This is a genomic window from Halomarina litorea (genome assembly GCF_024227715.1).
In the GTDB taxonomy this organism is placed as follows: Archaea; Halobacteriota; Halobacteria; order Halobacteriales; family Haloarculaceae; genus Halomarina; species Halomarina litorea.
The window spans coordinates 26,783-52,275 of record NZ_CP100450.1 but is presented as its reverse complement, the minus strand read 5'-3'; the positions used below and the strand labels follow the sequence as shown (position 1 = coordinate 52,275).

At 56.7% G+C, this 25,493-nt stretch carries 36 protein-coding genes; 10 read left to right on the top strand and 26 right to left on the bottom strand.

Translation table 11 applies throughout. The annotated features are described in order from the left end of the window. Positions 1-221: 221 nt before the first annotated feature. The 3 genes from NKG96_RS21225 to NKG96_RS19225 form a co-directional block, all read right to left on the bottom strand. Complete coding sequence (locus NKG96_RS21225; RefSeq protein ID WP_438267444.1) at positions 222-296, bottom strand: DUF7568 family protein; 75 nt, start codon at positions 294-296, stop codon at positions 222-224. Between the two features lie 127 nt (positions 297-423). Next, the gene (locus tag NKG96_RS19230) at positions 424-1,059 is read right to left on the bottom strand and encodes an IS6 family transposase (RefSeq protein ID WP_254538668.1); all 636 of its coding nucleotides are present in this window, start codon (positions 1,057-1,059) and stop codon (positions 424-426) included. Between the two features lie 430 nt (positions 1,060-1,489). Next, entirely contained in the window at positions 1,490-1,927 is a 438-nt protein-coding gene (locus NKG96_RS19225; RefSeq protein WP_254538667.1) for a lamin tail domain-containing protein, read from the bottom strand. Positions 1,928-2,302: 375 nt separating this feature from the next. Between NKG96_RS19225 and NKG96_RS19220 the strand changes: the two genes are divergently transcribed. Next, on the top strand, positions 2,303-2,692 hold the full coding sequence (locus NKG96_RS19220; protein ID WP_254538666.1) for a hypothetical protein: 390 nt from the start codon (positions 2,303-2,305) through the stop codon (positions 2,690-2,692). Between the two features lie 140 nt (positions 2,693-2,832). On the opposite strand, the gene NKG96_RS19215 is transcribed toward NKG96_RS19220, so the two are convergent. The 5 genes from NKG96_RS19215 to NKG96_RS21120 form a co-directional block, all read right to left on the bottom strand. After that, a complete protein-coding gene (locus NKG96_RS19215) occupies positions 2,833-3,048 on the bottom strand; it encodes a hypothetical protein (protein WP_254538665.1) in 216 nt (71 codons plus the stop codon). After that, a complete protein-coding gene (locus tag NKG96_RS19210) occupies positions 3,041-3,235 on the bottom strand; it encodes a hypothetical protein (RefSeq protein WP_254538664.1) in 195 nt (64 codons plus the stop codon). The genes NKG96_RS19215 and NKG96_RS19210 overlap by 8 nt, the downstream gene beginning before the upstream one ends. A 332-nt stretch (positions 3,236-3,567) precedes the next feature. Continuing rightward, positions 3,568-3,729 (bottom strand): hypothetical protein, encoded by a 162-nt coding sequence (locus NKG96_RS19205; RefSeq protein ID WP_254538663.1) that lies wholly within the window; start codon positions 3,727-3,729, stop codon positions 3,568-3,570. A gap of 53 nt (positions 3,730-3,782) precedes the next feature. Further along, on the bottom strand, positions 3,783-4,331 hold the full coding sequence (locus NKG96_RS19200; protein WP_254538662.1) for a hypothetical protein: 549 nt from the start codon (positions 4,329-4,331) through the stop codon (positions 3,783-3,785). An 829-nt stretch (positions 4,332-5,160) separates the two neighbouring features. Continuing rightward, complete coding sequence (locus NKG96_RS21120) at positions 5,161-5,397, bottom strand: DUF5362 family protein (RefSeq protein WP_368409337.1); 237 nt, start codon at positions 5,395-5,397, stop codon at positions 5,161-5,163. 506 nt (positions 5,398-5,903) lie between these two features. Between NKG96_RS21120 and NKG96_RS19195 the strand changes: the two genes are divergently transcribed. Both NKG96_RS19195 and NKG96_RS19190 read left to right on the top strand, forming a co-directional pair. Further along, positions 5,904-6,725, top strand: coding sequence for a response regulator (locus tag NKG96_RS19195; protein ID WP_256558125.1), 822 nt, complete (start codon positions 5,904-5,906; stop codon positions 6,723-6,725). Between the two features lie 266 nt (positions 6,726-6,991). After that, a complete protein-coding gene (locus tag NKG96_RS19190; RefSeq protein ID WP_254538660.1) occupies positions 6,992-7,333 on the top strand; it encodes a DUF7344 domain-containing protein in 342 nt (113 codons plus the stop codon). A gap of 160 nt (positions 7,334-7,493) precedes the next feature. Here NKG96_RS19190 and NKG96_RS19185 read toward each other — a convergent pair whose 3' ends face one another. Further along, on the bottom strand, positions 7,494-7,814 hold the full coding sequence (locus NKG96_RS19185; RefSeq protein WP_254538659.1) for a DUF7344 domain-containing protein: 321 nt from the start codon (positions 7,812-7,814) through the stop codon (positions 7,494-7,496). A gap of 3 nt (positions 7,815-7,817) precedes the next feature. On the opposite strand from NKG96_RS19185, the gene NKG96_RS19180 reads away from it, so the two are divergent. Then, entirely contained in the window at positions 7,818-8,219 is a 402-nt protein-coding gene (locus tag NKG96_RS19180) for a HalOD1 output domain-containing protein (RefSeq protein WP_254538658.1), read from the top strand. 264 nt (positions 8,220-8,483) lie between these two features. Here NKG96_RS19180 and NKG96_RS21220 read toward each other — a convergent pair whose 3' ends face one another. After that, on the bottom strand, positions 8,484-8,723 hold the full coding sequence (locus NKG96_RS21220) for a DUF7835 family putative zinc beta-ribbon protein (RefSeq protein WP_438267443.1): 240 nt from the start codon (positions 8,721-8,723) through the stop codon (positions 8,484-8,486). Positions 8,724-9,642: 919 nt separating this feature from the next. Here NKG96_RS21220 and NKG96_RS19175 point away from each other — a divergent pair. Both NKG96_RS19175 and NKG96_RS19170 read left to right on the top strand, forming a co-directional pair. Next, the gene (locus NKG96_RS19175; protein WP_254538657.1) at positions 9,643-9,885 is read left to right on the top strand and encodes an MBL fold metallo-hydrolase; all 243 of its coding nucleotides are present in this window, start codon (positions 9,643-9,645) and stop codon (positions 9,883-9,885) included. Between the two features lie 15 nt (positions 9,886-9,900). Next, positions 9,901-10,311, top strand: a complete 411-nt coding sequence (locus NKG96_RS19170; RefSeq protein WP_254538681.1) for an MBL fold metallo-hydrolase — start codon at positions 9,901-9,903, stop codon at positions 10,309-10,311. A 61-nt stretch (positions 10,312-10,372) separates the two neighbouring features. Here the strand turns inward: NKG96_RS19170 and NKG96_RS19165 are convergent, their stop codons facing one another. Beyond that, the gene (locus tag NKG96_RS19165) at positions 10,373-10,828 is read right to left on the bottom strand and encodes a ferritin-like domain-containing protein (RefSeq protein WP_006667206.1); all 456 of its coding nucleotides are present in this window, start codon (positions 10,826-10,828) and stop codon (positions 10,373-10,375) included. Positions 10,829-11,676: 848 nt separating this feature from the next. Here NKG96_RS19165 and NKG96_RS19160 point away from each other — a divergent pair. Continuing rightward, entirely contained in the window at positions 11,677-13,968 is a 2,292-nt protein-coding gene (locus tag NKG96_RS19160) for a nitric-oxide reductase large subunit (RefSeq protein ID WP_254538656.1), read from the top strand. A gap of 81 nt (positions 13,969-14,049) precedes the next feature. On the opposite strand, the gene NKG96_RS19155 is transcribed toward NKG96_RS19160, so the two are convergent. The 5 genes from NKG96_RS19155 to NKG96_RS19135 all read right to left on the bottom strand — a co-directional run bounded on the left by NKG96_RS19155 (position 14,050) and on the right by NKG96_RS19135 (position 15,821). Then, a complete protein-coding gene (locus NKG96_RS19155; RefSeq protein WP_254538680.1) occupies positions 14,050-14,313 on the bottom strand; it encodes a DUF7521 family protein in 264 nt (87 codons plus the stop codon). A 184-nt stretch (positions 14,314-14,497) separates the two neighbouring features. After that, positions 14,498-14,797 carry a hypothetical protein gene (locus NKG96_RS19150; RefSeq protein ID WP_254538655.1) on the bottom strand — a complete coding sequence of 100 codons (300 nt, stop codon included), beginning with the start codon at positions 14,795-14,797 and terminating at the stop codon, positions 14,498-14,500. Between the two features lie 54 nt (positions 14,798-14,851). Beyond that, entirely contained in the window at positions 14,852-15,073 is a 222-nt protein-coding gene (locus NKG96_RS19145) for a DUF8129 domain-containing protein (protein WP_254538654.1), read from the bottom strand. A gap of 50 nt (positions 15,074-15,123) precedes the next feature. After that, positions 15,124-15,399, bottom strand: a complete 276-nt coding sequence (locus NKG96_RS19140) for a DUF7389 domain-containing protein (protein ID WP_254538653.1) — start codon at positions 15,397-15,399, stop codon at positions 15,124-15,126. Between the two features lie 17 nt (positions 15,400-15,416). Further along, entirely contained in the window at positions 15,417-15,821 is a 405-nt protein-coding gene (locus NKG96_RS19135) for a DUF6166 domain-containing protein (RefSeq protein ID WP_254538652.1), read from the bottom strand. Between the two features lie 574 nt (positions 15,822-16,395). Between NKG96_RS19135 and NKG96_RS19130 the strand changes: the two genes are divergently transcribed. Beyond that, positions 16,396-17,685 (top strand): MFS transporter, encoded by a 1,290-nt coding sequence (locus NKG96_RS19130; protein WP_254538651.1) that lies wholly within the window; start codon positions 16,396-16,398, stop codon positions 17,683-17,685. A 152-nt stretch (positions 17,686-17,837) separates the two neighbouring features. Here NKG96_RS19130 and NKG96_RS19125 read toward each other — a convergent pair whose 3' ends face one another. From NKG96_RS19125 to NKG96_RS19105, 5 genes are all read right to left on the bottom strand, one after another. Next, positions 17,838-18,233 (bottom strand): DUF7567 family protein, encoded by a 396-nt coding sequence (locus NKG96_RS19125; protein ID WP_254538650.1) that lies wholly within the window; start codon positions 18,231-18,233, stop codon positions 17,838-17,840. A gap of 75 nt (positions 18,234-18,308) precedes the next feature. Then, positions 18,309-18,674, bottom strand: a complete 366-nt coding sequence (locus tag NKG96_RS19120; RefSeq protein ID WP_254538649.1) for a DUF7568 family protein — start codon at positions 18,672-18,674, stop codon at positions 18,309-18,311. A 3-nt stretch (positions 18,675-18,677) separates the two neighbouring features. Then, entirely contained in the window at positions 18,678-19,169 is a 492-nt protein-coding gene (locus NKG96_RS19115; RefSeq protein ID WP_254538648.1) for a DUF7995 family protein, read from the bottom strand. A gap of 102 nt (positions 19,170-19,271) precedes the next feature. Further along, the gene (locus NKG96_RS19110) at positions 19,272-19,694 is read right to left on the bottom strand and encodes a DUF8025 family protein (protein WP_254538647.1); all 423 of its coding nucleotides are present in this window, start codon (positions 19,692-19,694) and stop codon (positions 19,272-19,274) included. Positions 19,695-19,858: 164 nt separating this feature from the next. Then, on the bottom strand, positions 19,859-20,179 hold the full coding sequence (locus NKG96_RS19105; RefSeq protein ID WP_254538646.1) for an antibiotic biosynthesis monooxygenase family protein: 321 nt from the start codon (positions 20,177-20,179) through the stop codon (positions 19,859-19,861). 223 nt (positions 20,180-20,402) lie between these two features. Between NKG96_RS19105 and NKG96_RS19100 the strand changes: the two genes are divergently transcribed. Then, positions 20,403-21,587 (top strand): trans-sulfuration enzyme family protein, encoded by a 1,185-nt coding sequence (locus NKG96_RS19100; protein ID WP_254538645.1) that lies wholly within the window; start codon positions 20,403-20,405, stop codon positions 21,585-21,587. Between the two features lie 105 nt (positions 21,588-21,692). On the opposite strand, the gene NKG96_RS19095 is transcribed toward NKG96_RS19100, so the two are convergent. From NKG96_RS19095 to NKG96_RS19075, 5 genes are all read right to left on the bottom strand, one after another. Then, entirely contained in the window at positions 21,693-22,184 is a 492-nt protein-coding gene (locus NKG96_RS19095) for an MOSC domain-containing protein (RefSeq protein ID WP_254538644.1), read from the bottom strand. Between the two features lie 157 nt (positions 22,185-22,341). Beyond that, positions 22,342-23,037, bottom strand: a complete 696-nt coding sequence (locus NKG96_RS19090) for a DUF6735 family protein (RefSeq protein WP_254538643.1) — start codon at positions 23,035-23,037, stop codon at positions 22,342-22,344. A gap of 68 nt (positions 23,038-23,105) precedes the next feature. Then, on the bottom strand, positions 23,106-23,486 hold the full coding sequence (locus NKG96_RS19085) for a hypothetical protein (protein ID WP_254538642.1): 381 nt from the start codon (positions 23,484-23,486) through the stop codon (positions 23,106-23,108). A 102-nt stretch (positions 23,487-23,588) separates the two neighbouring features. Next, positions 23,589-23,777, bottom strand: a complete 189-nt coding sequence (locus NKG96_RS19080; protein WP_254538641.1) for a DUF8012 family protein — start codon at positions 23,775-23,777, stop codon at positions 23,589-23,591. Between the two features lie 140 nt (positions 23,778-23,917). Then, complete coding sequence (locus tag NKG96_RS19075) at positions 23,918-24,802, bottom strand: biosurfactant protein 1 (protein ID WP_254538640.1); 885 nt, start codon at positions 24,800-24,802, stop codon at positions 23,918-23,920. A gap of 136 nt (positions 24,803-24,938) precedes the next feature. Between NKG96_RS19075 and NKG96_RS19070 the strand changes: the two genes are divergently transcribed. Continuing rightward, the gene (locus tag NKG96_RS19070; protein ID WP_254538639.1) at positions 24,939-25,490 is read left to right on the top strand and encodes a DUF7342 family protein; all 552 of its coding nucleotides are present in this window, start codon (positions 24,939-24,941) and stop codon (positions 25,488-25,490) included. Positions 25,491-25,493 lie beyond the last annotated feature (3 nt).

Genomic DNA, 25,493 nt, shown 5'->3' with positions numbered 1-25,493 from the left:
CGTGGACCCGTTCGATGGTGAATCCGTATCCTCGCCTCCATTAGGATTCGAACTACTGCAGCCAGCGAGACCGGTTAGACCAGCAGTTGCAACGACTCCAGCTGCCTTCAGGACCCGTCGGCGCTTCATACTTGCACATTGGTACCTAGTGATAGACCACTTTGGCGGATTCCCAACTCTCGGGATTCCGCCGTCGATTGACTGTTACTACACTCGAAAGGTTACCGATGGCAGACTGGGTAGCCGTCGACGAGGATTGCGCTACGCCACTTGTAGCGGTATGGCTCTGTTGAAATCCTATTAATCCGACATAGTTCTCTCTGAAACAGCCGTATGGTAGCTGTGCGTATTTAGCGCAACCTTCGCCATCCAAACGCGGCAATAACGATGACACCACCGAGAAGCGCAATAAGACGGTCGTGTTTAGTTTGGAGCATTGAGCCAGGTAGCGAACGCTTGGAGCCAGTTTTCAGCGGTTTCAGGGAACACGTGGTTGAAGCAGTTCGAGAACGACGACGTTCGACGTTTCAGCTCGCGGAAAATCCGTTCGATGCTATTCCGATTTCCATGTCGTTCAGGATGAAATCGGAGCCCAGCTCGGGAAAGCGCAGTTTGGAGGTGCTGAGCACCGTCGACCAGAAACACGGCAGATTCGACGGAGTGTTTCTCGCGCAATTCAGCGAGGAAAATCTGTGTCGCTGAAGTCGTCGTGGTTGGAAAGAGCCGGACGTGGAGTAACTGGTTTGTTTCGGGGTCACAGGCAGCGTACAGCCAGTATTGCTGAGAATTGATCCGAATCACTGTTTCGTCGACCGCGACGTGATTCGGGCTTTTCTCGTCTGTTGGCTGTAGATCGGCCTTCTGAACCCAGTCATGAACCGCTTTCCGAGAACGGTCGACACCCAGGCTTTCGAGCAACGAGACGGTATTCGACAGCGAGAGGCCCGCAAGATGCGATTGAATACCGAGCTTCATCGCGGGCTCGGGTGTCCGCTCTCGTGCCACAAACTCCATGTCGATCCAGTCACTACGACCGACGAGGCGGCTGATTTCTGGCATAGACCACCAAGAAATCACACCGCCTCACTTTTCACGCTTAACTAAACACGACCGGTGGGCATCACCTTGCTTCTTTTTCCGAGACAGTACGTCGAAATCGGAAACAGAGTTGCGTACGAGGGATCGGCCCCCTTCGAGTGGAAGAAGCGGTATCTTCCCGGTCTACGGGCGTGTGGAGCGTTCTTTATCCTTCTGGCGCTTCAAGCACTGAAGGGATCCGACGGGGCCAACTGACCCCTCGGATCACGATGCCGCGCGTTCTCCCAGCAAATATCGATAACACGGCGTAGGTCTCTGAGCTGCGTCACTCGATAATCGGGTTGAGTGAAATCGCTTTCTTCCGTCGTCATTCGGAGTGACTCAGCTCCTAGACTCAGAGCGTGCTTCTAGTAGAAGTCATCCAAATACAATCGGTGCGTTGACTCTGCACCTACTCTGGTCTGTAATAGCCCTCGCGGGGGCCGAGTTCTGGATACTGAATGCTGTCGATGACATCTCCGTCCGGGGATTTCAGTACGAGTTGCATCCCGGTATTCCTCAACAAAGGACGCTTGCTCCCAACGAAGAGGTCGTAGTCCGGTGGTTCTGATGAACTCTTACTGTTGTTCCCCTTTCCGCTGTGAATCGTGATGTTGGTTCCGGGGGTAATGTCGGAAAGAAACCTCGGGAAAGAGTACTCCCGGTCGTTGCCATAGGTAACGGTATATCCTGACAGGTCGATTGGTGAATCCGTGGTTGTTTCGATAAGCACCGTTTCATCGTTCAAATTTTCTGTGTCAGATCCCTGTGGATTAGGCAGGACTTCAGAAAAGTAGAGGGGAGAAGATGGGCGGTTATTCGTGGAGGAGTCAGGTCGCTTCAGCGTCACCTTGTCATGCGACTCAGCGGTACTCGTAGAGGTGGCTGAGTGAGTTCCAGAGGTCGTGGCAGAACCCGAAGAAGTGGTCTGTGTCGCTGAAGAGCGACTGTCCTCAGTCGAGGTTCCGAGGCATCCAGTAGAAATTGCACTCGCAGCGATGAGGAGGGCACGACGATGCATACCATTCAACATTTGCATGCTGCTAAATGCTTTCTGCTGAGAGACTCGCGGCACCTCTCTAGGAGCTGACTCACGAAATCTCTGGCTGCAAGAACCGGAGTTCCTTTCAGCGTGGTTCGGAGTGATTCAGCTGCTAGAGACAGAGCGTGAATCTACCGGGTAATTCACCCGAAAATACTTGTATTGAAAACGTTCACCTTACGCGTGAACCGCCGACTGGTCCTCCTCGCTGTTTCTACTGTCCTTCCGCTCAGTGGATGTCTCAGGGTCCTCCCCCATTCGTCAGAACGCGCGTCAGGTGATGTGCTGGATTTGAGTATCGCCAACAAAACGGCCCGTTCCCACGAAATAGCGGTGTCGGTCCAGCCAACAGAGAAATCCGAGCCGACGTTCAGCGAGACAATCCCTCTCGAATCCGGGAAGACACTCCACTACACGACGATTGATGCGATGGGCTCGGAGTGTCTCATTATCATTACCGTCTCGGATGAGCGAACTGCGGAGTATCGATTTGTGGGGGATACCCCCGGCAGCCACAAGGGGGTCGAAGTTACGGTGAAATCGAAATCCATCGAGTTCAACACGAGGGGGTAGTGACTGAATGGGACAGATGCAACACGAGATCGATAGTTGAGCCCCGTCAAACTCGCTCGGAATAGGGAATGTTTCCTCCAACGTTGTTCGGAGTGAGTCAGCTCCTAGAGACGGAGCGTGTCTCTTGTTCAAGGTTCGTTTCAGAGCATGTCATCAGGGAGTTCCCTATCGTGGTCGTCCGGTGACTCCGATAGTGTGGTGAGAGCGTGGAACCGAGGACCTCTCCGCACACCGTTCTCGTCGCGGTCCCTCACCAGAAATCCACGTTCGACGAACGTAGAGAGGTCCGTACGGCGGAAGACGAGCCGGAGTCGAGCGACCTCCTCGTCAGCGGAGGGCAGGTCCTCCTCAGGCACGTCCTCTGGAACCCTGTTCTCGTTTGATGACCGGGAAGAACTCCAGACCCCAGATGTGTGCGCCGGTCGTGGAGTCAAGCTCGTATCCTCCTTCAACGTTTACGCCGTTCGATTCGGCCTCGCGGACGAGCACCGCTAGCTCGGCCTGAAGCTCTTTCTTCGTCTGCGGTGAGCGCGTGATTGTCATAGTATCTCCTCATGGAGTGTAGTAACCAGTGGTATGGATGGACCCGTCCCCGTTCGGGGGGCGAAACCTCCTACACAGTAGCCTTAGTCGGCACCTCTTGCCGGCTCAGGGTAAGAGTCGAAAGGGTGAACCCATAGCAAGGGGCTTGCACTCGAAGAGATACTCGGGGCCGAGGCGAATAAGCACGCGACTATTTTACTCGCTCACTCACAACTCACGGTGGAGAAGAAGGACCTTGAGAGACTCGCGGCACGTCTTCTGGAGCTGCGTTGCGTCGATCTCGGTCGGAACAAAGGGGATTTCTTTCAGCAGGGCTCGTACTGACTCAGCTCCTAGAGATAGAGCGTGTACCTCTCGGAGTCGAAGGTTAACACGTTCGATGGTGTCTGCTGCTCAAGAAGTTCCTCGGCGAGAATCATCGGGACGAGCAGCGGCAGCGCGAGTACCACAACCCACATGACCGAGCAGCGGGTTGACTGGCGCGAGAAGGCCATCCTTGAAGGTAAGAGTCGGCTCGGAGTGACAGAGTTCGACAGCGAGGAGAATATCAATTGACCGGGAGACGTGCGAGTGCCTCTTGAAGAGAGACGGTTCGGAACTGTTGGACCACCCAGTCGTCATTCGGCCCGAATGATGGAATGCTCGTTTCGGACTCTGTGCCTACCGACTCGACGGTTGCTTCATACCATCCTTCTGTCGGATGACGTGGCTGACTAATTGAAAACTCCGCCTCGTCCAGACAGCCGTCCGGTGAATATACGTAACAGTGCTCAATTCGACGTTGTGCACTTTGTAGCGTGATATCATCAATATTGGGTGATGTAGGCGACACATCCGGAACTAACAGAATAGATATTCCTCGGTCGTTGATCGCTCGCAAGAGGCGTTCAGCTTCGGCTTCAACGGTGATGTTTTTGTGGTCCGGATAGATATCGAGCATTCGGTAATCCGCCGGCCTGATGGTCGTTTGGAACGTGTAGTAGTCAGGATACTCGAAGAAATCCTTCTCACGCGTCTTACTAAGGTAATTGTAGAAGGCAGTGACGCACGAGAGGACGAAGTTGCCTGCGCCGAGACCCTCGATACCGGCTCCCATTACGAGGCCAAGCGGTCACATGACGTTATTTGCGGCATTACTGCTTCTCGGGAGACCACCTCCCCATCGGATCGATATTCGAAACTCGTACTGTCCAGTTCTTCGGTCGTGTGCATCTCTCGCTAATAGGTTTCATCGGATACTACAATATCCTTTGAGGCGAGTTCTCGCATACCGGCCGGATAGAGATTCGCTTCGGACAGATAGGTGTACTAACTGTTCCGTTAGCGACACCTACTCAAACACGCTATCGACGCCACACCTACGGCCAGCTCCCAGCACAGGATCAAACCTTTCTCCAAGAGGCAGTTCACTTCCTTACGGTCGTCCAGAACTAATCGGGGAACAGCGGCGATAGTGGAGAAGTGACGGATTATCCAAGTGTGAGCCGACATCCCAAGAGTTGGCGCTGAAGACGACGACGACGAGCGTCAGCGTCAATGCAACCGTCGACAGCTTCGGCATTGGAAGTAGCGATAGAGGTGCCGACTATTCTGGACTACATTGAGTGTAGAGTAAATAATACAATAGTCCACCATTATTTTTATTTGACTTAGCTCCTAATACATTTGCAATTCATCGTTCTGGTTCCCGGGGAAGGGGGAAACACCAGACGGTTGAATTGCATCAGGGCGTTCCGGTGAGCCGACGCCCCTAGCTCAGCGGGGGCGTCTTTTGTACACTATCATAATCTCTGAGTATAGGTCTGATGCGCGACTTTCTTTCAGCGTCATCCGGGGTAACACAGACCCTATAGATAGAGCATGAATCCATCATTTGGGTGTCGGTGATTTAGACCCGGAGCGAACGTACAACCCCCTACAAGCGGTTAGCGGATGTACTTACTACCGGAGTGAAATTGACTCGGGTTTTCCGAGAACGTCTGGGATGGCACCTCATCCGATGCAAAAATAGATACCACGATCAGTAAACTCCCAAGCAAAATGAGCGGGACTCCGATAATCATCCCGATAACAGTCAGTGAGGTAACCATGCCGATGAACAATTGATACAGCCCAAAAACTCGGAGTGCGGTCCGTGTCGACGGGTTTTCGAGCGAATCCATGATCCGGGTTACCATTCAGTTATCAAAAAATTAGCGGTGAACATCAGATAGCTCGGCGAATAGGTCCGCTACTCGTCAAGTTGTGAGAGAGTCAATTTATGACCAGTGGCCGTTCCGTGACTAACGATGATTTCCGCAGCGAGTACGTCGTCCTTCGTCCCCACCACCTGCTTAAATCGACATTCTTCACATACCACCTCGACACCGTCTCGTTTTGTGAGCGCTCCAATTTGCAAACAAGACTGAAAGTCACTGGAACACTAAAACTCTTCTACAAGAGTATTCTGTATACTCGTCTCAAGAGCGTGCTATACGATGAATGGAGGAGTTCGGACTTTTCGCGTCGGTTATCCAGTTAAGTAGAGCGATAACCGTGAACAGATGACGAGTATTCTAGTACTCGGTTCACACATTCTCCGTCGATACAGAATATCCGGCCAGAATATACCACATCTAAACGACATTCATGACAATTCAAATATACTGTCGAGGGAATAGGGCATTTGATGGTTGATGGTGGCTATTCACTCGTCTCTCGTCCCGGCACGTATCGAGTACTGATTGTAGACGATAGTCCGAATATCTGTAGTATGACTGCTCAGTTTTTGGAGGAACTGACTGATATACAAACTACGGTTACCGAAACGAGGGTCACAGACGCTCTTGACCGATTAGAGGATGAAGACTTCGATGCCATCATCAGCGATTACGACATGCCCGGAATGAATGGGTTGGAATTCCTTGATGAAGTCCGTGCTCAATCTCCCGACCTTCCGTTCATCCTCTTCACGGGTATGGGGAGCGAAGACATTGCCAGCGAAGCGATCTCTCGGGGAGTAAGTGATTATCTACAGAAAAGGAGTGGTATCGAACAGTACGATCTACTCGCGAACCGAACGATCAATGTGATCGAACAGGCCAAGACTCAACACCAGCTACAGGAAACTCTCACCCAATTACAGTCGCTCGCTGAAACCTTTGGATTCGCCTTTCTCACGATCTCTGAGGACAGCGTCATCTGCCACGCCACGCCGACCGTCGAACAGGTGTTCGGATACGAACAGAACGAGTTAGTGGGGGAGTCGCTGTTGATGGTGATGCCTGAACGGTACCATGAGAGTCATCTGGATGGGATCAGGCGCTATCGTCAAGAGAGGACACGCCACGTCAGTTGGGACTGGATTGAACTGCCCGGCCTCCACGCCGACGGTCACGAGATACCCCTCGGGGTCACGTTCGGTGAGTTCGAACGAAACGGCGATCAGCTGTTCACAGCGATCGTCCGTGACCTCAACGAGTGGGACATCAAGGGCCAATTGAGTAGGTGACAGTAGAGTTGAACTGGCTCAGTTCCTAGATTGAGAGTGTTTTGTTTAGCCTCCAAGTTCCCGTATTGTTTGAGGTTAACTACTAGTCATCATCTATATAAGTTTGGGAAACTTCTATTAAAGTACGGAATCACAGACTGTGCGTTTGTCCCTGATGATAAAGGGCCACTTGAACCGGGATATACCGGACGTGCAGGGGAGCTCCCCTCATTCTCTTCGTGTGGTCGTCACGCGGAACGCATCAATAACACGGAGTGTTCCGCACTATGAAAAACCCAATCATGTCACTGACCACCGATTCGGCGTCGCTCGACACCATGCTCGATATGCTGAGTAATTCCCACCGCCGCCGTATCCTGTTGGCAGTGTCAGACCACAACCCCCGCCATGAAGACGAGTTCACACTAGATGAGTTAGACGATGATAATGGCAGACGATTGAAAATATCGCTCCGTCATGCCCATCTCCCGAAATTAGCCGACAAAGGCTATATCGAATGGGACCCCGACACGCAGACGATTCGGCGTGGACCAAACTTCGACGACATCGCACCGCTCCTTCGATTGATGGAGGAACACCACGACGAATTGCCAGACGACTGGCCATAGCGAAGATGGAGTGAGAGATTTGCGATACGAGTCTAAGAACGGAGTCGGGTCAGTCTCGACTGGAACAAACGGTTTGTTCTAACCGTAGATCGTGACTCAACTCCTATACTGAGAGCGCGTTCATATGGCCATTCTTCTCACTTCTACTCTCCTCGCTTACCTACAGAAGCGGGTCAATCTCATCGACATTCTCATCCGGTTCGATTGTACCCGCTTCCACATCGAATTGAAGGATGTTCTGGTCGTCAAGATGGGGAAGATGGTGGTGGAGAAGCCTCACTTGGATCCTCTGAAGCGTTTCTTCGTCAACTTCTGTCGGTGAAGTACCGTTTGTACGAGTAGCGACCTCACGGGCCATTTTCTCCAGGCTGTACTCTGCAGGGTCACTTAGAAGAACATCGATGACTGCACGACGGTGTTCGGCAGCTACAGCAATGAACACTTCATCTGTCGACAGGTCGTTGGAATCGTCTTCCCTCATCAGATGAACGTCGTTCATAGAGCCCATTTGTATATTTTTCCATGGTGGGGGAAATATACAACTTGCTGGAGCATTAACAAAATAGAAACAGCCATGAGTGAAAGAGGAATGGAGCAGAATAACGATACCACCGGTGCTGTGGTGTACACATATGAAACACAGCCGGACCAACCGTCAGTTGCTATCGTAGAAGCCGTCGCAGACTACTTAGGGAGGGATCAGACTGAACTCCCAGAATTACTCTATACCGCCATCAACGTCGATGGAATGGATGAGCTGTTCGCTGCCGAAGCTGCTTCAGCAGCAAGCGATCTGTCGCTCTCATTTTGTTACTGTGGGCTCACAATCGAAGTTCATCCTGACGAATTGGTGCTGAAGCCAAGTCAAGCGGATCGTCCTCGATAGAGTTGTGAAATATTGTTGGCGGGAATTATCTCTTTGCTTGGAAATCGATGCCGGTAACCAAGTGGTTGGCACACACTTATCTTTCAGTGAAGAAATCTTTCTTTTAATGAATCACCGAACCATTGGGGACGAGATTTCAGAAGCGATGTGCGCGCTTGAACACGCGATTGAGACTGAAGGGTTCGACCAGCTCCCAGCATGTGACCGTGCGTTCGTTCAAGAATGTCTTCACTATTTACAGCAGATCTAAGTCAGACCGGACTTTCAGCCTTCAGGCTTCTTTCCGTTCTTGACTATCTCAGTGGGCCGACCTCGAGTTTGGAAATCACGCTCCGTTCGTCCACAACTCGTACACTCGGTTATTCGGACTGGCTTCTTCGAGAACCCTGGCCGTCGGCTGCCTTCTTTGACGAACGCCAATGAAACGAGATGAGAAGTACTCCTCTCACAGGCGCTACACTCCTCCGTGATCCGGATTGACCTCTTATTAGACTGAGACGGCATTACCAAATACAGGTGATATTCGATATTCAATATATCGGTTAAAATGTTATAATGGATTCTATACTAAAAGACGTGGGGTGCGGCTTTGAGCACTAAGCCACACAATCACCGACCAATCTCGGTCGGAACAAACCTCGCTTCGTCCAGCACAGGAGGAACTGATGCAGCTTATAGACCAGAGTGTGTCTTCGTCACTCGGATCCGACTGTCAGGACTGGTCTCTTCCCATCGACTCTGTTATCATTTCACTCACGCTATGTTATCATGTTGTAAGGCGTAGAGAACCTGCCTATGGGTAATCCCATGGGCAGGACCCGGAATGCCTAAGCTCAGGCGCAGGCACAGTCATCGTAGCCTATCCTGAGTTTGCCTTCAGTGCCCGTCTCTGTATCGTCCACTTCTGCAAACCACTGCATGAGGCCGGAGGAGCAGAGGCGGTTTTGCACTGTCATTCTCGATAGGGGCGCCATCATCCAAAAATATATTCTATTTGACTGATTTGGTAGTCTCGGCAGTTCTATTAAGATACGTTTTAATTGTCTCACACTGATCACTTGCTCGGCAATCTAGTTTCTGACCCCAGCGAGTCGGCAGGGAGGATGTTTTGACAGAGGCAGTACGTCGAGTTCCGGATCGAGACGTATTGCAGGGATACCGTTGGTTGAGAGGAGCCTCCTCTGCCGACACCTTGTGTGTCGTGTTCACACGCATATAAACCTACTTGCTGTCACCCTAAATTAGATAGATGAAGTGAGTAACAGATGCCTCAACGAAGGTACCAAGTCAGTCCATCGCTGCCGGAAGAAAGGTACTTTGTTGCGACTGTAATCGGCGTGGCTCAGCTCCTAGACTGGTGCCGCGTATGCAGGGCATCAACCAACCAAGATTCGGGTTTCAGCGGTCACCAATTTGAACACTGGTGTGTAGACATCGTCCAGTCTTCAGGACCACATTCCACTTCGCGTTCACGAGCTGGACCGAGGGCGGCCGAGAATCGCTGACCGTCTACGGACCCGACGGCACCGACCGCCTCGTCGACGCGCTATACGACGTCTACGCGGAAGACATCGAGTACCGCAAAGACATCTATCCGACCGATGGCATCTCGAACATCGAAACCGAACTCGTGACAGAGGGCTTCAGTCGCCAGATGGATGGCTAGGACTCGACACACTCCATTGAGACGTACGCGTATCGGTTTACCGAACACGAAACCGGTTCGTCGTTCGTCTTCTCTGGCGACACACGAAAGATCCCGTCGCTCGCCGAGTTCGCCGCCGATGCAGACGTCCTCGTTCAGGATTGTAACACCGCCCCGATCGACGAGGACCGCGTGCCAGACGAGGACGAGCAGTTCGTCTGGCAACAACACACGGAGGAAGAACGGGACTTGAACAAGTCCACGTTGACGGCCAATCACTGTGACGCCACAGACGCGGCTGAGATCGCCCAGGATGCTGGCATTCAGACACTTGTTCTCACACATATCATGCCGTACCGCGATCTCGAATCGATGCGGCGAGATGCCGAGTCAGTATTCAATGGAGACGTGGTCGTGGCTGAGGATGGGCTTACCCTCTCTCCATAGAGAATCAAAATTTTGGGATTTAACAGCGTCGCACGGACCGTGAGTCTAGTCGGAACCTCGTTCAGTCCTGTTTGTATTCGCGTCTGAAGCCACGGAACTCCGTGCGGTGGGCTTCTTCGTCACTTAGAATTGTGACGGCGAGATCTTCGGTGACTGGGTCATCGGCATCAGTCGCGGCTGTAATGAGGTCACGATACATCTGGATGGCGTCCTCTTCGGCATCCAAGACGCCGTCAATGACCGACACGACGTCAGTACTGTCCTCCGGCGGCTGAAGACTCTCCTGACGAGCTTCGAAATCGGCTGAGGCGGGCGGGCGCTCGTCTAACTGCTTGAGTCGGTTGCCTAACAATTGGGCGTGATTTAGTTCCTCCTGAACGTCTGCCTCGAGGCTCTGTTTTACCTCCTCAGCACTGACTCCGTCCAGGACGATGGAGTTCGTCAGGTAGTTCATCACGGTCTCGATCTCGTCACTATACGCCCGCTGGAGGAGCTCGGTTACTCGTTCACTTGTCATACAACGAAAATACGCTCCTAATCCGTTTATGGCTGTGGGTGGTCAAATCAAACAGGAGAGTTGAAGACTTACTTTACCGGCGAGCAAGCAGGTAACCGGTGGTAGCTCCGACGAAACCGCGAGTAACGATGATTCCTACTGCCCCGAGAGCCAGTGGAGTGACGAAGAGGAAAAACCCGTAACTGAGCGCTTGCATACAGGTGACCGAACCGAGTTGCTGCTCAAAGAAATTCCCCGCAAATAGGATGGACGCGAATTCGGTGAGATAAAAGGGAACCGGGAGTGCAAGTAGTCCGGCCAACCCACCAACAAAAGCACCTCTAAGTGGTGATCTCGTCGCGTCGAGTCGTGACTAGAGTAACCGGCAGAGGATGGCCCGCCACAGAATCCGCCGAGAACGAGAAGCACTCCTGTGTTGTTAGGTGCGTAGTTCACGATGCTATCACCTAACTGACTGAAATACGGCAAGGAGACTAACAAAAGCGCAAACAGGCCCCCGACGAAACCGGATGTCAACAACGGGTGCTTCCGAGCAGACGCCGCCGGTGATCAGTGAGCTATATTATGACATGGTATCTGCTCTAAGTGAGTATGTCGCTTTGACCGAGGACGGACGACTAAATCAGTCTCTAGTAAGAAAATCGATTTCCATCGTGCGTAGTTTGCGGAGTAGAGTGTCGGCTTCCTTCCCGACCTCTAGGGTCGGAGTATCCACCCTGACCACCGATGAAACCGTAGTAAGAGAATGGTGATAGAATTCTATCGCGGTGAAATAAGCGACGCACGGCGCTCGCAGTCGTTCTTTTACAGCACCACGATTATGTAGCGGGAGTGTGGGGTTGTGACACATGGAAGTCCGCAGGAAGACCCTCGCAAAGTTGCTCCTCCTAGCGTTCGTCTTCAATTTAATCGTGATGGGGACGGGGGCGTACTTCGCGTATCAGCAGTCACCCGACCGTCCGGAGCGCATCGTCGGCCCCGAGGGTGAGGTGATCACGACGAACGAACAGATCGTCGAAGGGAAGGCCGTATTCCAGCAGAACGGCCTGATGAACCACGGGTCGATTCTCGGGAACGGCGCGTACTTCGGCCCCGATTATACGGCCGACGCACAGGAACGGTTGGTGTCGAACATGCGCGTGTACGTCGCCCAGGACCGCTACGGCACGCCGTACGCGGAACTTCCCGAACCGGAGCAAGCGGCCGTGAACTCTGTCGTCTCACGCCAGCTCCAGGAGGGTGAGTTAGGGACCACTATCGAGCTCACCGCCGCGGAGGCATACGCCTACGAACAGGTTCAGCAAGCGTACGTTGAGCGGTACTACGGTGGCGCCGCCGAACACGGCGTCCCACAACAGTTCGTCGAAACACGCTCGGACGCCCGTCGGTTCGCGGACTTCGCGCTCTGGACGGCGCTGTTCTCGTCGATCGACCGCCCGAACAGCGACGTCTCGTGGACGAACGAGTGGCCGTACAACCCCGGCGCCGGGAACACGCCCACGACGTCCTCGCTGACGTGGAGCGTCATCGCGATGATGCTCCTCGTCGGCGGGGGTGGCGCCGGCATCTGGCTGTACAACTCTGCCGAACTCCCGGAACCGGACACGGCGGGCGTCGACGTCCCCCATCCTAGCGAGATCGATCTCTTCCCGAGCCAGTTCGCTGCGATTCGCTTCGTCCCGGTGGCGGCCGCGCTCTTCGTCGTCCAGACGCTTCTCGGGGGGTTGATGGCGCACTACTACATCGAACGCGAGGGGTTCTACGGCATCGCGGAGGCCCTCGGTATCGACGCGATGGCGACCCTGCCCTTCGCTATCACGAAAGCCTGGCATATCGACCTCGCAATCCTCTGGATCGCGACGCTCTGGCTCGGCATTGGCCTCTTCCTCCCGCCGCTGCTCACCGGGCACGAGCCGAAGAATCAGAAACGGTACATCCACGTCTTGCTGGGGGCACTGGTCGTCGTCGTCGGCGGCGGATTAGTAGGTATCTGGCTTGGTGCCCAAGGCTACATCGACGGCGCGCTCTGGTGGATTCTCGGCAACGAGGGCCTCGAGTACCTCGAGGTCGGTCGGCTCTGGCAGGCCGGCCTGCTCGCCGGGTTCATCTTCTGGGCGGCCCTCGTCGCCCGCGGCTTCAAACCCCTGCTCGACCGCGAGGAGCGATACGGACTCGCTCACATGATTCTCTACGCAGGCGGGTCCATCGCGCTGCTGTTCTCCGCGAGCATGCTGTACACGCCCCAGACGACGATGCCCGTCACGGAGTTCTGGCGCTGGTGGGTCGTCCACATGTGGGTCGAGGGCGCCTTCGAGTTCTTCGTCGTCGCAATCATCGGGATCTCCCTCGTCTCGATGAACCTCCTCACACGTCGCAGCGCGGAGAAAGCCGTCATGTTCACGGCGCTATTCGTGATGGGAGCGGGCGTCATCGGCGTCTCCCACCATTACTGGTGGGTCGGTATGGCGGATTATTGGATCCCCATCGGGAGCGTCTTCTCCACGTTGGAGTTCATCCCGCTGATCTTCATCCTCTACGAAGCCCTTCACGAGTACCGGGCGATGATGGGGGCGGGCAAGGACTTCCCGTATCGGCTGGCGTTCATGTTCATCATCGCCAGTGGGTTCTGGAACTTCGTCGGCGGTGGCGTCCTCGGGTTCTTCATCAACCTCCCGCTGGTGAACTACTACGAGCACGGCACGTTCCTCACGGTCGGTCACGCCCACGGCGCGATGTTCGGTGCATTCGGCTTCCTCGCGCTCGGGATGGCCGTGTACGCCCTCCAGTTCACTACCAAAGCCGGGAAGTGGGATCCGACGAACCTCAAGCGCGCGTTTTGGATATTGAACGCCGGGCTCGCGTGGATGGTCTTCATCGGCGACATCCCCGTCGGCTTCCTCCAGCTAGAGACCGTCTTCACGGAGAACTACGACGCCGCCCGCTCACTCGCGTTCTACAACCGCGACATCGTTCAGTGGCTCTTCTGGGCACGCCTGCCGGGCGACATCCTCATCATCGCTGGGGCGAGCCTGTTCGGCTACGACGTCCTGAAGAAGCGGTTCGTCCGCCGCGACGAACCCGACACCGTCTCCGACGGGACGATCATCTCTCGGCGTATCTTCGCCGAAGACGACGATTAACGCCCACAACTACCTCAAATTCCTACAATACTCGAACTTTGTAGCTTAGAAGATTTGTATGCGAAAGGCCAGTCGGTAACGTCAGTCGACGTAGAGCGAGTAAAGGATAATCGCGAACCCAATAGTGGTAAATAGACTTTCGACGACGAGAGCGAGACTTGGGTCGAGAGGCAGCAGCTGATCAACGACGCCAGCGAGGATGGCTCCGAGAGTGACTGCACCGAAACCAAAGGTAAGGGCCCGAAATGCGGTCGATTTAGTGCGTCGGTAGGCCCGAAAGGCGTAGAAGGTGATCGATCCCCCAAGCACGAGTGTGAGCGTTTTGAGGGCGACGACGAGAGACAGGCACTTCGATACGAACGGACGACGAGTGAGATCCTCTGGGAGCAAGTGCAGGGCGCCGACTGGAACGCACACTCACTCTCGGAGAACGAAACTCTCTATGAACCCACGTGTGAGGCGTCCGAGGTCCGCGTCGTCGCCACGGTTGAACCTTCGTACTCGAAGGAGGAGTAGCGGGGCACCTCGGTCACTCGTCGTAGAGACACTGGGCGGCCGCATTCTCACCGCCGAGCGTTTGCTGGTCTTTGGCTGTATCGGCGAAGAGGGTTGACTGCTCTCCGTCGGATGCTTGGTCTACTTCGGGCCGGTCGTCGACGCCGAATTCACTGGCTTCGGGGCGATCGAGCCGTGTATCCCGGTCGCGGTGATCGACGTCTGCGCCGAAGTCATCGAGCGAGGTCTCGACGCTCGTTTCCGTAACTTCGAGCTGGCCATCCTCGCCAAACGCGGTCTGTCGCCGAATCTCGATCTCGGGTCGGTCGCTCATCTATTTCGAGCCTCCACCCGTGACGGCGCCGACAAACACCCCGGGAGCGTCCCGTCAGGTATCGTCTGCCCGAAGCTCGCTGGCTCGGTCTTCGAGGCGACGAAGGATCTGGACACGCTGCTGGTGGGCGTTCTCGTAGGCGACGCACGCTCGCAGCGTTTCCATGTCGTTGATCGTCGCGATACCGGCGTTGATAAGTCGCGTATTCGGTGGGTCGAGGCGCTGTTCCGGGGTTAGGTCGCTCGAATCTGAGTCGTGCTTTCCTGTGTTGCTCACTGCTGGTCGCCTCCACGCCTCCTGAGGCGACGAAAAACAGCACCCGCCCGCTACTCGTCGTCTCCTGGTTGGATCTGGCGAGCGTCCTCAGCGGTGTCGTGGATGTATTCTCGAAGCGTCTCCATGTCCTCGCGGGCATCTTCGAGCGTTTTCGCTTTCACATTGGCAGTGATCTTGTCCTGATCGCGGGTGCCAGTACCGCGAGTGAGCTTCACGGCGAGTGAGACGCCGACATCGCTTCGCTCGACGTATTCAGTAGGAGTCTGTCGCGTACTGTTCTCGGTCGATTCTGCGTTCGTACGGGACTGCTGGGTGTGTTCTGGCATGGATTGCTCTCTAACGGTTAGTTGACGGACGGTGCGACTGGTTCGTCGACTGTCTCGCGAAGGGCGGCGTCGATCTCGCGTCCGGTGAGTCGCCAGCAGCCGTCGGGTTCTGTACACTCCAGCTGGCTCACCACCTCGTTCTTGAACGCCATGTACTCCGCGAGTGCGACCTCCTCGTCGTCGGTGTAATCGAGCAGGAGGGCGAGCGCGAGTTGGGCTGGTCCGCTACCACCATATCCCCATTCGAAGCCTGAGGGACTGTGGTCCGCCAGCTTGAGACTCCGATCTGGGGTCAGCGGTTCGCGGCCAGGATACTTTTCGACGATTGCACGGCCTCGCTGTCGGTAGCCGACGTAGACGACGCCGGTCTCATCCGAAGTGTATGACGCTCCAGATGGCTGTGGATTGCTCGTCCAACTCATAGTTTTGTTCGCGGGTGTTCGTTCGAACACCCCCGCACCCCTCAGGGGGTGAAAAACTACCCAACTAACAGCTATCCGGCTCTGTTGAACCCCTCAATTACTGATGGGTTGTCGAGGCTGTGCTGAATAGAAAGGGCAAGTCAGGCACACCAATTATTGGAACACTTTCGTAGTTTCCATGAGGTCGGCAGAGGGAGTGACAATCACCCCTCCGCACCAAAGCAGTACATATTTGACACACCATGTAAAATTCCTAGAAGACCCGTTTAATGACCCGCAGGCCCACGATTCGTCCTGTGTTCGACCCCCTTTCGCCTCCCGCTTCTCAACGGGCCCGATAGCCGCAGCACTCGGGTTCGTTTCGCTACCTCTCCGGTAGCTGCACTTTCCCTCGACCACACACGCACATGCCGACATCCGCCGAGTCGCTGGCCCAGCGCCAGCACTCGCACGACTGCGCACCGACACACGAATCGCAACCGGACCGCCCGCGCCGATACTCGAAAGCTTGGCGAAGAGACCGCTCGGCCAGTTCACTCAGAACTGTGCCGATGTCCCTCGGGGGTGATCGCCGATGAGCGCCCTCGACCGAACACTGTGGCGCAACGCCGACTTCCGGCGCTTCTTCGCCGGGCAGTTCGTCACCAACGCCGGGGACAGCCTCTACACGGTGGCGATGCTCTGGCTCGCCTTCGAGTTGAGCAGCTCGACGCTGGTCACCGGCGCGCTGAACGCGATACTACTCCTACCGTGGCTCTTACAAGTGTTCGCCGGACCGCTCGTCGACCGACTGCCGCTCGAACGCGTCCTCGTCGGCTCGCAGGTGATTCAGGGCGCTGTCGTGCTGTTCCTGCCACTGGCGGCGGCGACGGGCCACCTGCGCGTCACCATCCTGTTCGCCGTCGCCCCGGTGTTGATGCTTGCGTCGCTGTTGATGGCACCGATGGAGACGGCGCTGTTGCCTCGTATCGTTGACGACGAGCGTCTCCCCGGTGCGAACTCGGCACTCTCGACTGTGACGCTCGGGTTGGACATGGTGTTCGACGCACTCGGCGGCATCTTCCTCGCCGTCTTCGGCGCAACGGCGCTGTTCCTCGCTGATTCGGCCACGTTTGCTGCCGCCGCTCTGCTGTTCGCCGGTATCAGGATTGGAACTACTTCGGGGGCTGACGAGCGCGCGGAATCGGGGGACGAAACAGCCGGCCCAACCGTCCGCTCGGTGTTACGCTCGTACGTCTCGGACCTTCGAGATGGCATCGCGGTGCTCCGCGGGACGGTGTTCGTCGAACTGATACTGATGACTGCGGTGGCGAATTTTACGACCGGCATGGCGTTGGCGATACTGCCAGCGTTCGGTGACGGCCTCGGCGGCCCCGCAGTCTATGGGCTGCTACTGGGTGCACTCGGGATTGGTCGGCTCATCGGTTCGCTTGTCAGTCCGTGGGCCGAGGACGTGCGGTACGGCAGGCTGCTCCTCGGTCACGGGCTGGGGGCCTGCTGCTGGCTCGCGGCAGTCCTAGTGTCATCGCCAGTACTCACAGTCGTCCTGTTCGGTCTCGCGTGGGTGCCCGTCGGTGTCTCGGGCGTGCTCACGGCGACGCTGAACCAGCGGGTGTTCCCGGCCGACCTACTGGGTCGGGTCGCCGCGACGAAGGGTACCGCTTCTGGAGCGACGCTCCCGCTGGGGTCACTTATTGGTGGTGCAGTCGCTGCGGTGTTGGGAACAACGACAACGATGGCGCTAACCGCTAGTGGCTTCGCCTTTACAGGCGTCTACGTACTGTTACGTCCGCGGCTTCGACGGCTCCCCGCCGTCAAGGCGGCCGAGCCAGACGACTTCGATATCCAGACTGAGACGGAGTAGCCGGTCAAGTAGTGGGATCACCCCACTCATTGCACCTCGTTACCAATATCGGCCACTACCTACCGCTGTTTTGTTGGTCTGGTGAACTTACCCTCTATACTCAGCACGCCACATCTATCAAGATCTAAGGGTTTCCACAGAAACCCCTCTCCTCACGCCAGGTGAGACACCTCAGCAGGTTCTTCGATGTCGTCGAACTCACCGCGCTCGACCGGGTCCCAGTCCTCGCTGGGTTCGGGACTCCACCAATCGACTGTGTAGGCACCCGGTGCACCGAGGATCTTCACCCGAGCCGACCTGTCAGGCAGGTCGCGACGATGTTTTTCGTCGACGTGGAGATTCCAGGTCGTGGCGGTATCGAAGCAGGCGAGGACAGCTTCCTCGTAGCCACGATCCTCATGTGATTCTTGGAGTTCGACCTGCGTGTTGCAATTCTTGCAGAACACCCCCTCGAAGGGGATGTGGCTGAACACCTCGTGCCCGCAGACGGGACACCAGAGGAACTCGAACAGTGCTTCGCTGTAGCGGTCGATGACGTCCAGATTCATTTGTGGAGCTGGCCCGTGTGACTCGGGCCACCCCTCCTGCCCCAGAAAAACCCTCTCGGTGGACGTCTTGTGACCTCAGCGTTCAGCGCCGTAGACGATCTTCGAGCGAGCTTCGTAGCCACAATCGGGACAGTCGAACCAGCGCTGGACTTTCGGCCCGTCTGCTGCCTTCTCACCGACGAGAACATCGTCGTTCGGACACTCAGGGCAGTTCAGCTCGGGGAGTGGTCTGTCCCGGAGCGCATCCCGTAACGTGGTCACCTCCTTCGTCTCAAAGCCACGCGACCAGACCGGGTAGCCGTCGACGAGGATTGCTGCCCGCCACTTGTACCGGTAGGAGTCCGGTGCACGATGGAGAACGGCCCGGGCTTTAGTCTCGGTATTTCGATACGCAAGCGACGGTGTGCGACTCTCCCGTGTCCAGTTGGCGATTCGGGGCATCGGTTAGAAGTGGACGTCAGCGGGGACGATCCAGAGGTCCTCACTCTCTTCGAGGAGCCGATCCAGTTGCTCGCGATGCCGGATGCCGGTCGCGTGCTGGTCGTACAGGAACACCGACGGCCCGTCGTACGCACCGACCTGGTGGAACGCATGCCGAGCGAGGTCCTCGTCGCGCATGATCTCCTCGTCAGAGAGTTCGTCGATGGCCTCCTTCACGCGTTCGAGATTGCGCTCGAACTCTTCTTTCGTCGCTTCCCACCCTCGGTCGAGTAGGTCCTGCCCGGCGTCTGAATCAACTGGTGCTGTAGTCGGAAGATCGCCCCACCGCGCTTTGCCCGCAACCGTCGTGTCCTCCTCGTCGAACGTGACGAAGTAGTCAAAGACGGCGCCGGCGTGCGGGTCCGCGCCGACCAGTCGGTCGAACACCGTCTTTCCGGTGGCTAACGCGTCGTCGTGTGTCGATGCCTCTACCAGAGTGTAGATGACCATGTGCATCTCAAATCCCTCGCTACGCCGACGTTCCGGGTATTTTCTCGCGCTCCGGACTGCGCCGGCACCCCTCGCCGGCGCACAAAAACGAACTCAATACTCCCTTTTTCAGGAGTCCTCCATCCGCTCGACGGTGATCGTCAGGTCTCCAGACTCGTAGTCTGCCTCGAACGTAACTGTGAATGCATCCGATTCGTTGGCGGCGTGGTAGGCTCGATGGAGTTTGAGTGAACCAGTCGCCTTGAAGTGGAAGAACGCAGCTGCGGTGTAGGGCTTGCTCGCGGTCTCAACCTGCGCCTCGATCGACGCAGGGAGCGCAATCTGTGGCGTGTCGGTGTCGATACTCGCTGCGAACGCCTTCGCCTCCTCGACGGTCGCTTGCGAATGCGCTGGTGTCTCGCCGGTCAGCACGTTCACTGGCGTCTCTGTGTCGTCGGTGAACAGGACGTTTTCGAAGGTCTGTGTCCCAAGAACCACATCGGGGTCCAACTTGCAGTCGTGGAACGGATCGTCGGCTAGTTCCTCGGTCATGGAATCACGAGCCCATGAGGGCTCAGTCCTTCCAGCCCTCGAAAAACAGCAACTGCCTCGAAGTAGAGCTATCTGAGGCTGTTGATAATCCCCGTACTGGATGTTGAGAATGCGGTTATCAGACTGTCTGTGGATCTCACCACTAGAGCAAGACCATTAATATTCTACCTCGGCGGGTCAGCGTCGTCACCAAACCCAGTCCCGTATGCCTCGACCACTTCTGTAATGGTGACTTCGTATGCATCGTACCATTCTGTCCACCGCTGTTTCGCTCGTTTGTGGTCTGAATCTGCGCCAAATGACTCGAGGGCGTCTAGTGACTCCCAGTAGTAAACGACGAGGATCTCCTCACTCTCCGGTGCATGCCACGTCCGTTTCCCCAGATACCCTTCTGTATCCTCGGCAGCCGCCTGTATCGCGTCATTCAATTCGTGAAACTCCGCATCGTACTCCCCCGGATCAAGACGGAACGTAACAAGATACATTACTACGGTTCACTCGCCTAGGCGAATAAGACACTTCCTCTCTTGGGACACAACACTTCGGTACTGACTATTCGCAGACCCACTTCTATCTCGGAATTATATCTCTGGCTAGTCTCGCCGGGAACTCCACAACTATTGGTCGCTACAGAGAGCACTCCAATAGACTCCCAACTGTATCGGAGGCATCAACCACCTCCCGAGTGAATCCTGTGGTGAGATACGTATGACACGACCTGATGACCAATTTGGCAAGAATCGATTTGCGACCATCGCTGTCGGCGCAGCTGAATCCGAGACGCACCCCCAGAGAAGTGGAATGAATGACGTCGTCTCGCCGATTCACCTCTCGACCACATTCGAGTGGGGGAGTGGGGAGTATGCGAATGAACACGACTACTCGCGTGAGAGCAATCCGACGCGGGCGGCCCTCGAAGAGCAGTTAGCTCGCCTTGAAGGTGGCGAGCACGCATTGGCGTTCGCCTCCGGGATGGCTGCCACCTCGACAACGATGCTATCGCTGGTTCCTCCTGGAGGCCATATCGTCTCCTCAGACTCCATCTATAGCGGTACGGAAAAGCTGCTCACGGAACTCGCTGCTGGCCACCTCGGCGTCAATGTCGACTTCGTTGATGCCCGTGACCCGAAAAACGTGGCCGCAGCAGTAGGTTCCGACACCGATTTGATCTGGGTCGAGACGCCGACGAACCCGCTGATGCGACTGTGCGATATCCGGACGGTAGCTGATATCGCCAATGACTACGGTATTTTGTTCGGGGTGGACAGTACCTTTGGGAGTCCGTACTTCCAAGCCCCGCTCGAATTGGGTGCCGATATCGTCGTCCACAGCACGACGAAGTATCTCAACGGGCACTCCGACTCGATTGGCGGTGCCGTTATCACCAACGATGACGGAGTCTTTGAGCAGTTGGCGTTTGCCCAGCGGACTGGGCTTGGGAACATGCTCTCGCCGTTTGACTGCTATCTGGTTGCCCGAGGGGTGAAGACGTTGCCGGCGCGGATGGAACACCACGAGGCGAACGCGATGGTAGTCGCGGAGTTCCTTGAAAGCCACGATAGGGTGGCTCGAGTGGATTATCCGGGATTGGAGAGTCATCCGCAACACAAGCTTGCAAGTGAGCAGATGTCGGGGTACAGCGGGATGCTGTCCTTCGAGTTCGACGGCACAGCTATCGAGCTCGAAGCGTTCATTAAGGGGCTCGAGGTGTTCACACCGGGAGCCAGTCTTGGTGGGGTCGAGAGTCTTATCGAGGTGCCGTCGTTGATGATTCCCGACGAGATTGGCCATGGCGAGGCGACAGCGGCGATTCCGGAGACACTAGTCCGGGTGTCGGTTGGCCTCGAAGACGCTGACGACCTCTGCGAGGATCTCCGGACAGCGCTTCCATAGACACGCGTTCCCCCAATCGTCTCGGTTCGTGAGTTGGTGGGCTGAGAACCGGTCGTGACTGCTATAAGTGCGAACCCGACCCATTTCCAAACGAAAGCGTACGGATTATTCGAGCGGTTCGATGTCGTCTCCGGGGCGGATCATTCCTCCTTCAAGAACGTTGGCTCGGAGTCCTCCGCGGTGAGTGAGGGCCTGCAATACGCCATCTTGCGTGATGCGCTGCAAGTGATTACATGGTTCACACAGACGATCCCCTCGACAGATGGCGTCGCCGACTCTGAATCGTTGTCCAACGAGATGATTGAGTGCGACGTCACTGGTTTCGATGTTCCGTCGGTGTTCTCCCGGTGCGAGATCGATTCCCGCTTCACGTTCGATAGCTGTAACCGCCTCCTGTTCAATCAACGTCAAATCGTACCCATCGTGGCGTTTCTCGTCCGGTTCCCATTCGACGAAGGTCCCGGTTTCGATATCACGGAAATATCTGTCACCCCGAAGGCCACTTCCGGTGACGGCCTCAACTTCACTGCGCTCGGCCATTTCGACTTCGGGCTCAGGAGCAGTGAAGATTCGCTCGACAATTCCGATTCCATCCATACCTAAGAGTGATAGTCGGCTACCAAATTGCTTGTGTATGTGTGAGATCGCGCCTCAATCAAACGGCTTGGAGGGATATCTCTGCTACAGATTACCATTCCCGTCATATGTCCGTGGCTGATATGCGTCCGGTCTTCACTTCGGCCTCGAAAAACTATTAGCGACTGAGTGATCCCACGGAGTCCTCGTCCTCTGAGTGGTTCAGGCTCGCCTTTTCGAATGTTGCTTCCTCTGTCGGGATAAGTAGCTCCTGCCGGTCTCCGACCCGCTCGGCCAGTTTCCGTTTCAGGTACTGCCTCGCCGTCGACGGCGTGAAGACGCCCTTGTCGAGCATGTCGCCGACGACGTCTTTGAAGGCTGCGAACTGTCCCTGCAGGTGGCCGTCGCCGACCGGCTCGCCGTCGTACCAGCGTACCGTCGCGAGCGCGCCGTTCCCGACTGATTCTCCCTGTTCGACCGTCTCCGAGTCGTACTGCAGGCCGAACCACAGCGTCCGGTATGCAGTCACCTCGAACGTCGTCGACACCACGAAGAACGCCTCGTGGTGGAGGTAGTCGAGGTGGTCAGCGACGATCTCGTCGAGGGTGAGCCCGGTGGCACGGGGCTTCGGCTCGACGACCGTCGACGGTCGATCCTCGGCGGCGAGGTAGCCGTCGACGGCGTCTGCCTCGAGGCCATCGGCCAACTCTGCGAGTAGCTGTTTCGCCCACTTGGAGTCGGTGTCGTCGCCACCGAACGGCGACTCAGCCGAGATTCGGTGCTTGAGCTTCAAGTTCGCTGCGCCCCAATGAGAGTAATGGAGCGTGTACTGTCCGTCTGTGCGTTCGTACGCAACGAGTGCGCGGTGGCCCATCGAGCAATCACCTCACGGGGCGACTGCGACTGGAACGCCCCGCACCCCTCCCGGGGGGACGAACAACTCTACTCGTCGATCGGGTCGAGGGACCTGAGGTCGGCGTGGGAGACCCCGCCGTCGCGAACGACGTACCGCTTCGCCAGGACCGGGAAGCGACATTTCGTGAACCCAGCAGTCTGGATGTCGAGTTCCTCGTCTGGCTCGAGATGGTCAGCAAGCGTCCGGAGGAACTCGTGGGTCACGATGCCGCCCTCGTAGTCCGGAAGGCCGTTTTCTCGCGCCTCATACACCTCGAAGTCGTCGTACCCCCAGATGGTGAGCTCTCCGCCTTCGGTAACCTCCCAGTCGAGCGTCCCGAAGCAGTGGCTCTCACAGAGTTCGCGGACTGCCTGTGGGTTCGATACGATCGCACCGGTCGACGTCGTCGCAGCTTGGAGTGTTGCCATTGGTTGTACTCAAGGGCGGTTTCCTGCCCTCGCACCCCTTTGGGGGGTGACAAACCCGGCGTGGCGAGAAGTGGGATCACCGTTTCGCGGCTGTGGATATCCTCAGGAGTCGACGGTGGCGTCACTCTCTTCCGAAGCACCGGGTCGGGTGAGCAGTCCCACCTGTTCCAGAAGCGTCGTCGCTTCAGCGAGTCGTTTTCGGTCGGGGTCATCCAGTTGGTCGAGATCGATGCTGTTGAGGTTACTCAGAGCGCGATGCAGTCGGTATCCAGGTGTGTCTCGTGGGTCCATTATGCGCGCCTCGCCGACTCCCGGCGCAGAAAAATGAGCCGAGGTCGTTGATGTCTGCCGCCAGGTCCTGACCCAGTCTTAACCAACGCCGTCGGGTGCATGCAAGCCACGTTGGTTAAGGTGTTGTTCTGTCGGGTATCCTACCGAGGATTCGGTCCGTGACGAGGTGACTGGCACACCTGGCACTCCCACATCGGCTGGCCAGACCACTTGTCATCTGGGATAGACTCGAACTCATGGAACTGATGCATAGTCGTTCGGTCGCACCCGCGACAGTCAAGCCGCGTTTTCGAGGGAACGTTGGGGTGACCACTCTCGGAGTGCTCGTCGTTGACGGAACGCTGGAGTGCAATCGCTGGCACCAACCAGACGTCGTTCTCGGCGCACTCGAGGATGCCTGTAAGCTGATTTCCGTCGCGAATGCTGTGGCCCTCCTCGTCGTAGAGGAACGTCGTGTGCGCGTCTCCACGTGGCGTCTCGGTCGGCTCAGTCCAGGGAGTCCGTTCACGAGCCACCGCAAGGAGCCGGTCACCACGCTCGGAGGTCGCCCGTACGGCATCAGGAAGCGAGGGCCACTCGTCGGTCAGTTGCGCAGCAGGCGTGTCGTCGAAATCGTAGAGTAGCTGGCAGTCATCGACGGCTGGATCCCTGTCGGGCTTTGCGAGAAGGGTCGCTGCCGCAGCGCCCTTCGCGAGGGCGTGATAGGCGGTCGAGGCCTCGACGAGCAGCTGGACGACGTGAAGCAGTGTCCACTCGGTGTCTGCAGGCTGCTGGTTGTCGGTGGACGCTCCGAGATGATTCGTGAGGCAGAACCGGCACTTCGTCTGGCTGGCAGGTATCGATGCGCCACAGGACTGGCACTCCGCACCGATGGCCGATGGTTCGTCGGGATAGCCTCCCGTGGTCGTCGCGACGCGTTGCCGCCGGGGGTTGCCGTCGCAGCCCTCGTTGAGCTTCTCGTCTGGAATGTGGGACGCCTCGCCGGTCGGCCGCAGTTCCTCGAAGTCAGAATATCGGTTGTACATCGATTGGCTCGTAGGTTCTGCCGGGATGGTATTTCAACGTCAGGGTGACCGTGCTTGCGACCACTTCTCGGTTATACGCGAAGATACAAACATATATGAGAGCTAGGCACGAACACTGTTGCAAGAGGTGCCCAGTATGTCCGAGTCTCCGCGAGATGGGGTCCAGTCGTGGACCGAGTCGATGAGCGCCCGCGAACGCATCCGGGCGGTCGCCGAGACACTTCGCGAACCCCGATCAGTCAACTGGATCAGCGAACAGGCCGACGCCGCCTGGAGCACGACCAACGAGGAGCTCCAGGCGCTCGTCGACCAGGGGCAGCTGCGCCGCGTTGAGGCCGGCGAGACGACGCGCTATCAGCCGGACTACACACGACTGCTCTTCGAGGAAATCCGCACGCTCATCGAGGAGAACTCACGTGAGGAGCTTCGCAACGAATTGGCCGCGATCACAGAGGAGATCGAGGAGTGGCAAGCGACCTACGACGTCGAGACATGGGAGGACCTCGAACAGTCGCTCGCCGACGGCGACCTCACAAGTGCCGAGCTTCGCGAACGCCGCGACGTGATCGCGTTCTGGCGCGAGAACGAGGAGGACCGCCGCCTCATCAAGCACGCCCTCGAACTCTACTCGGATGTCGAAGCCGCCCGCGAACAGATGACCGACGTGGCTGACCGCGCCACGAGCTAATCC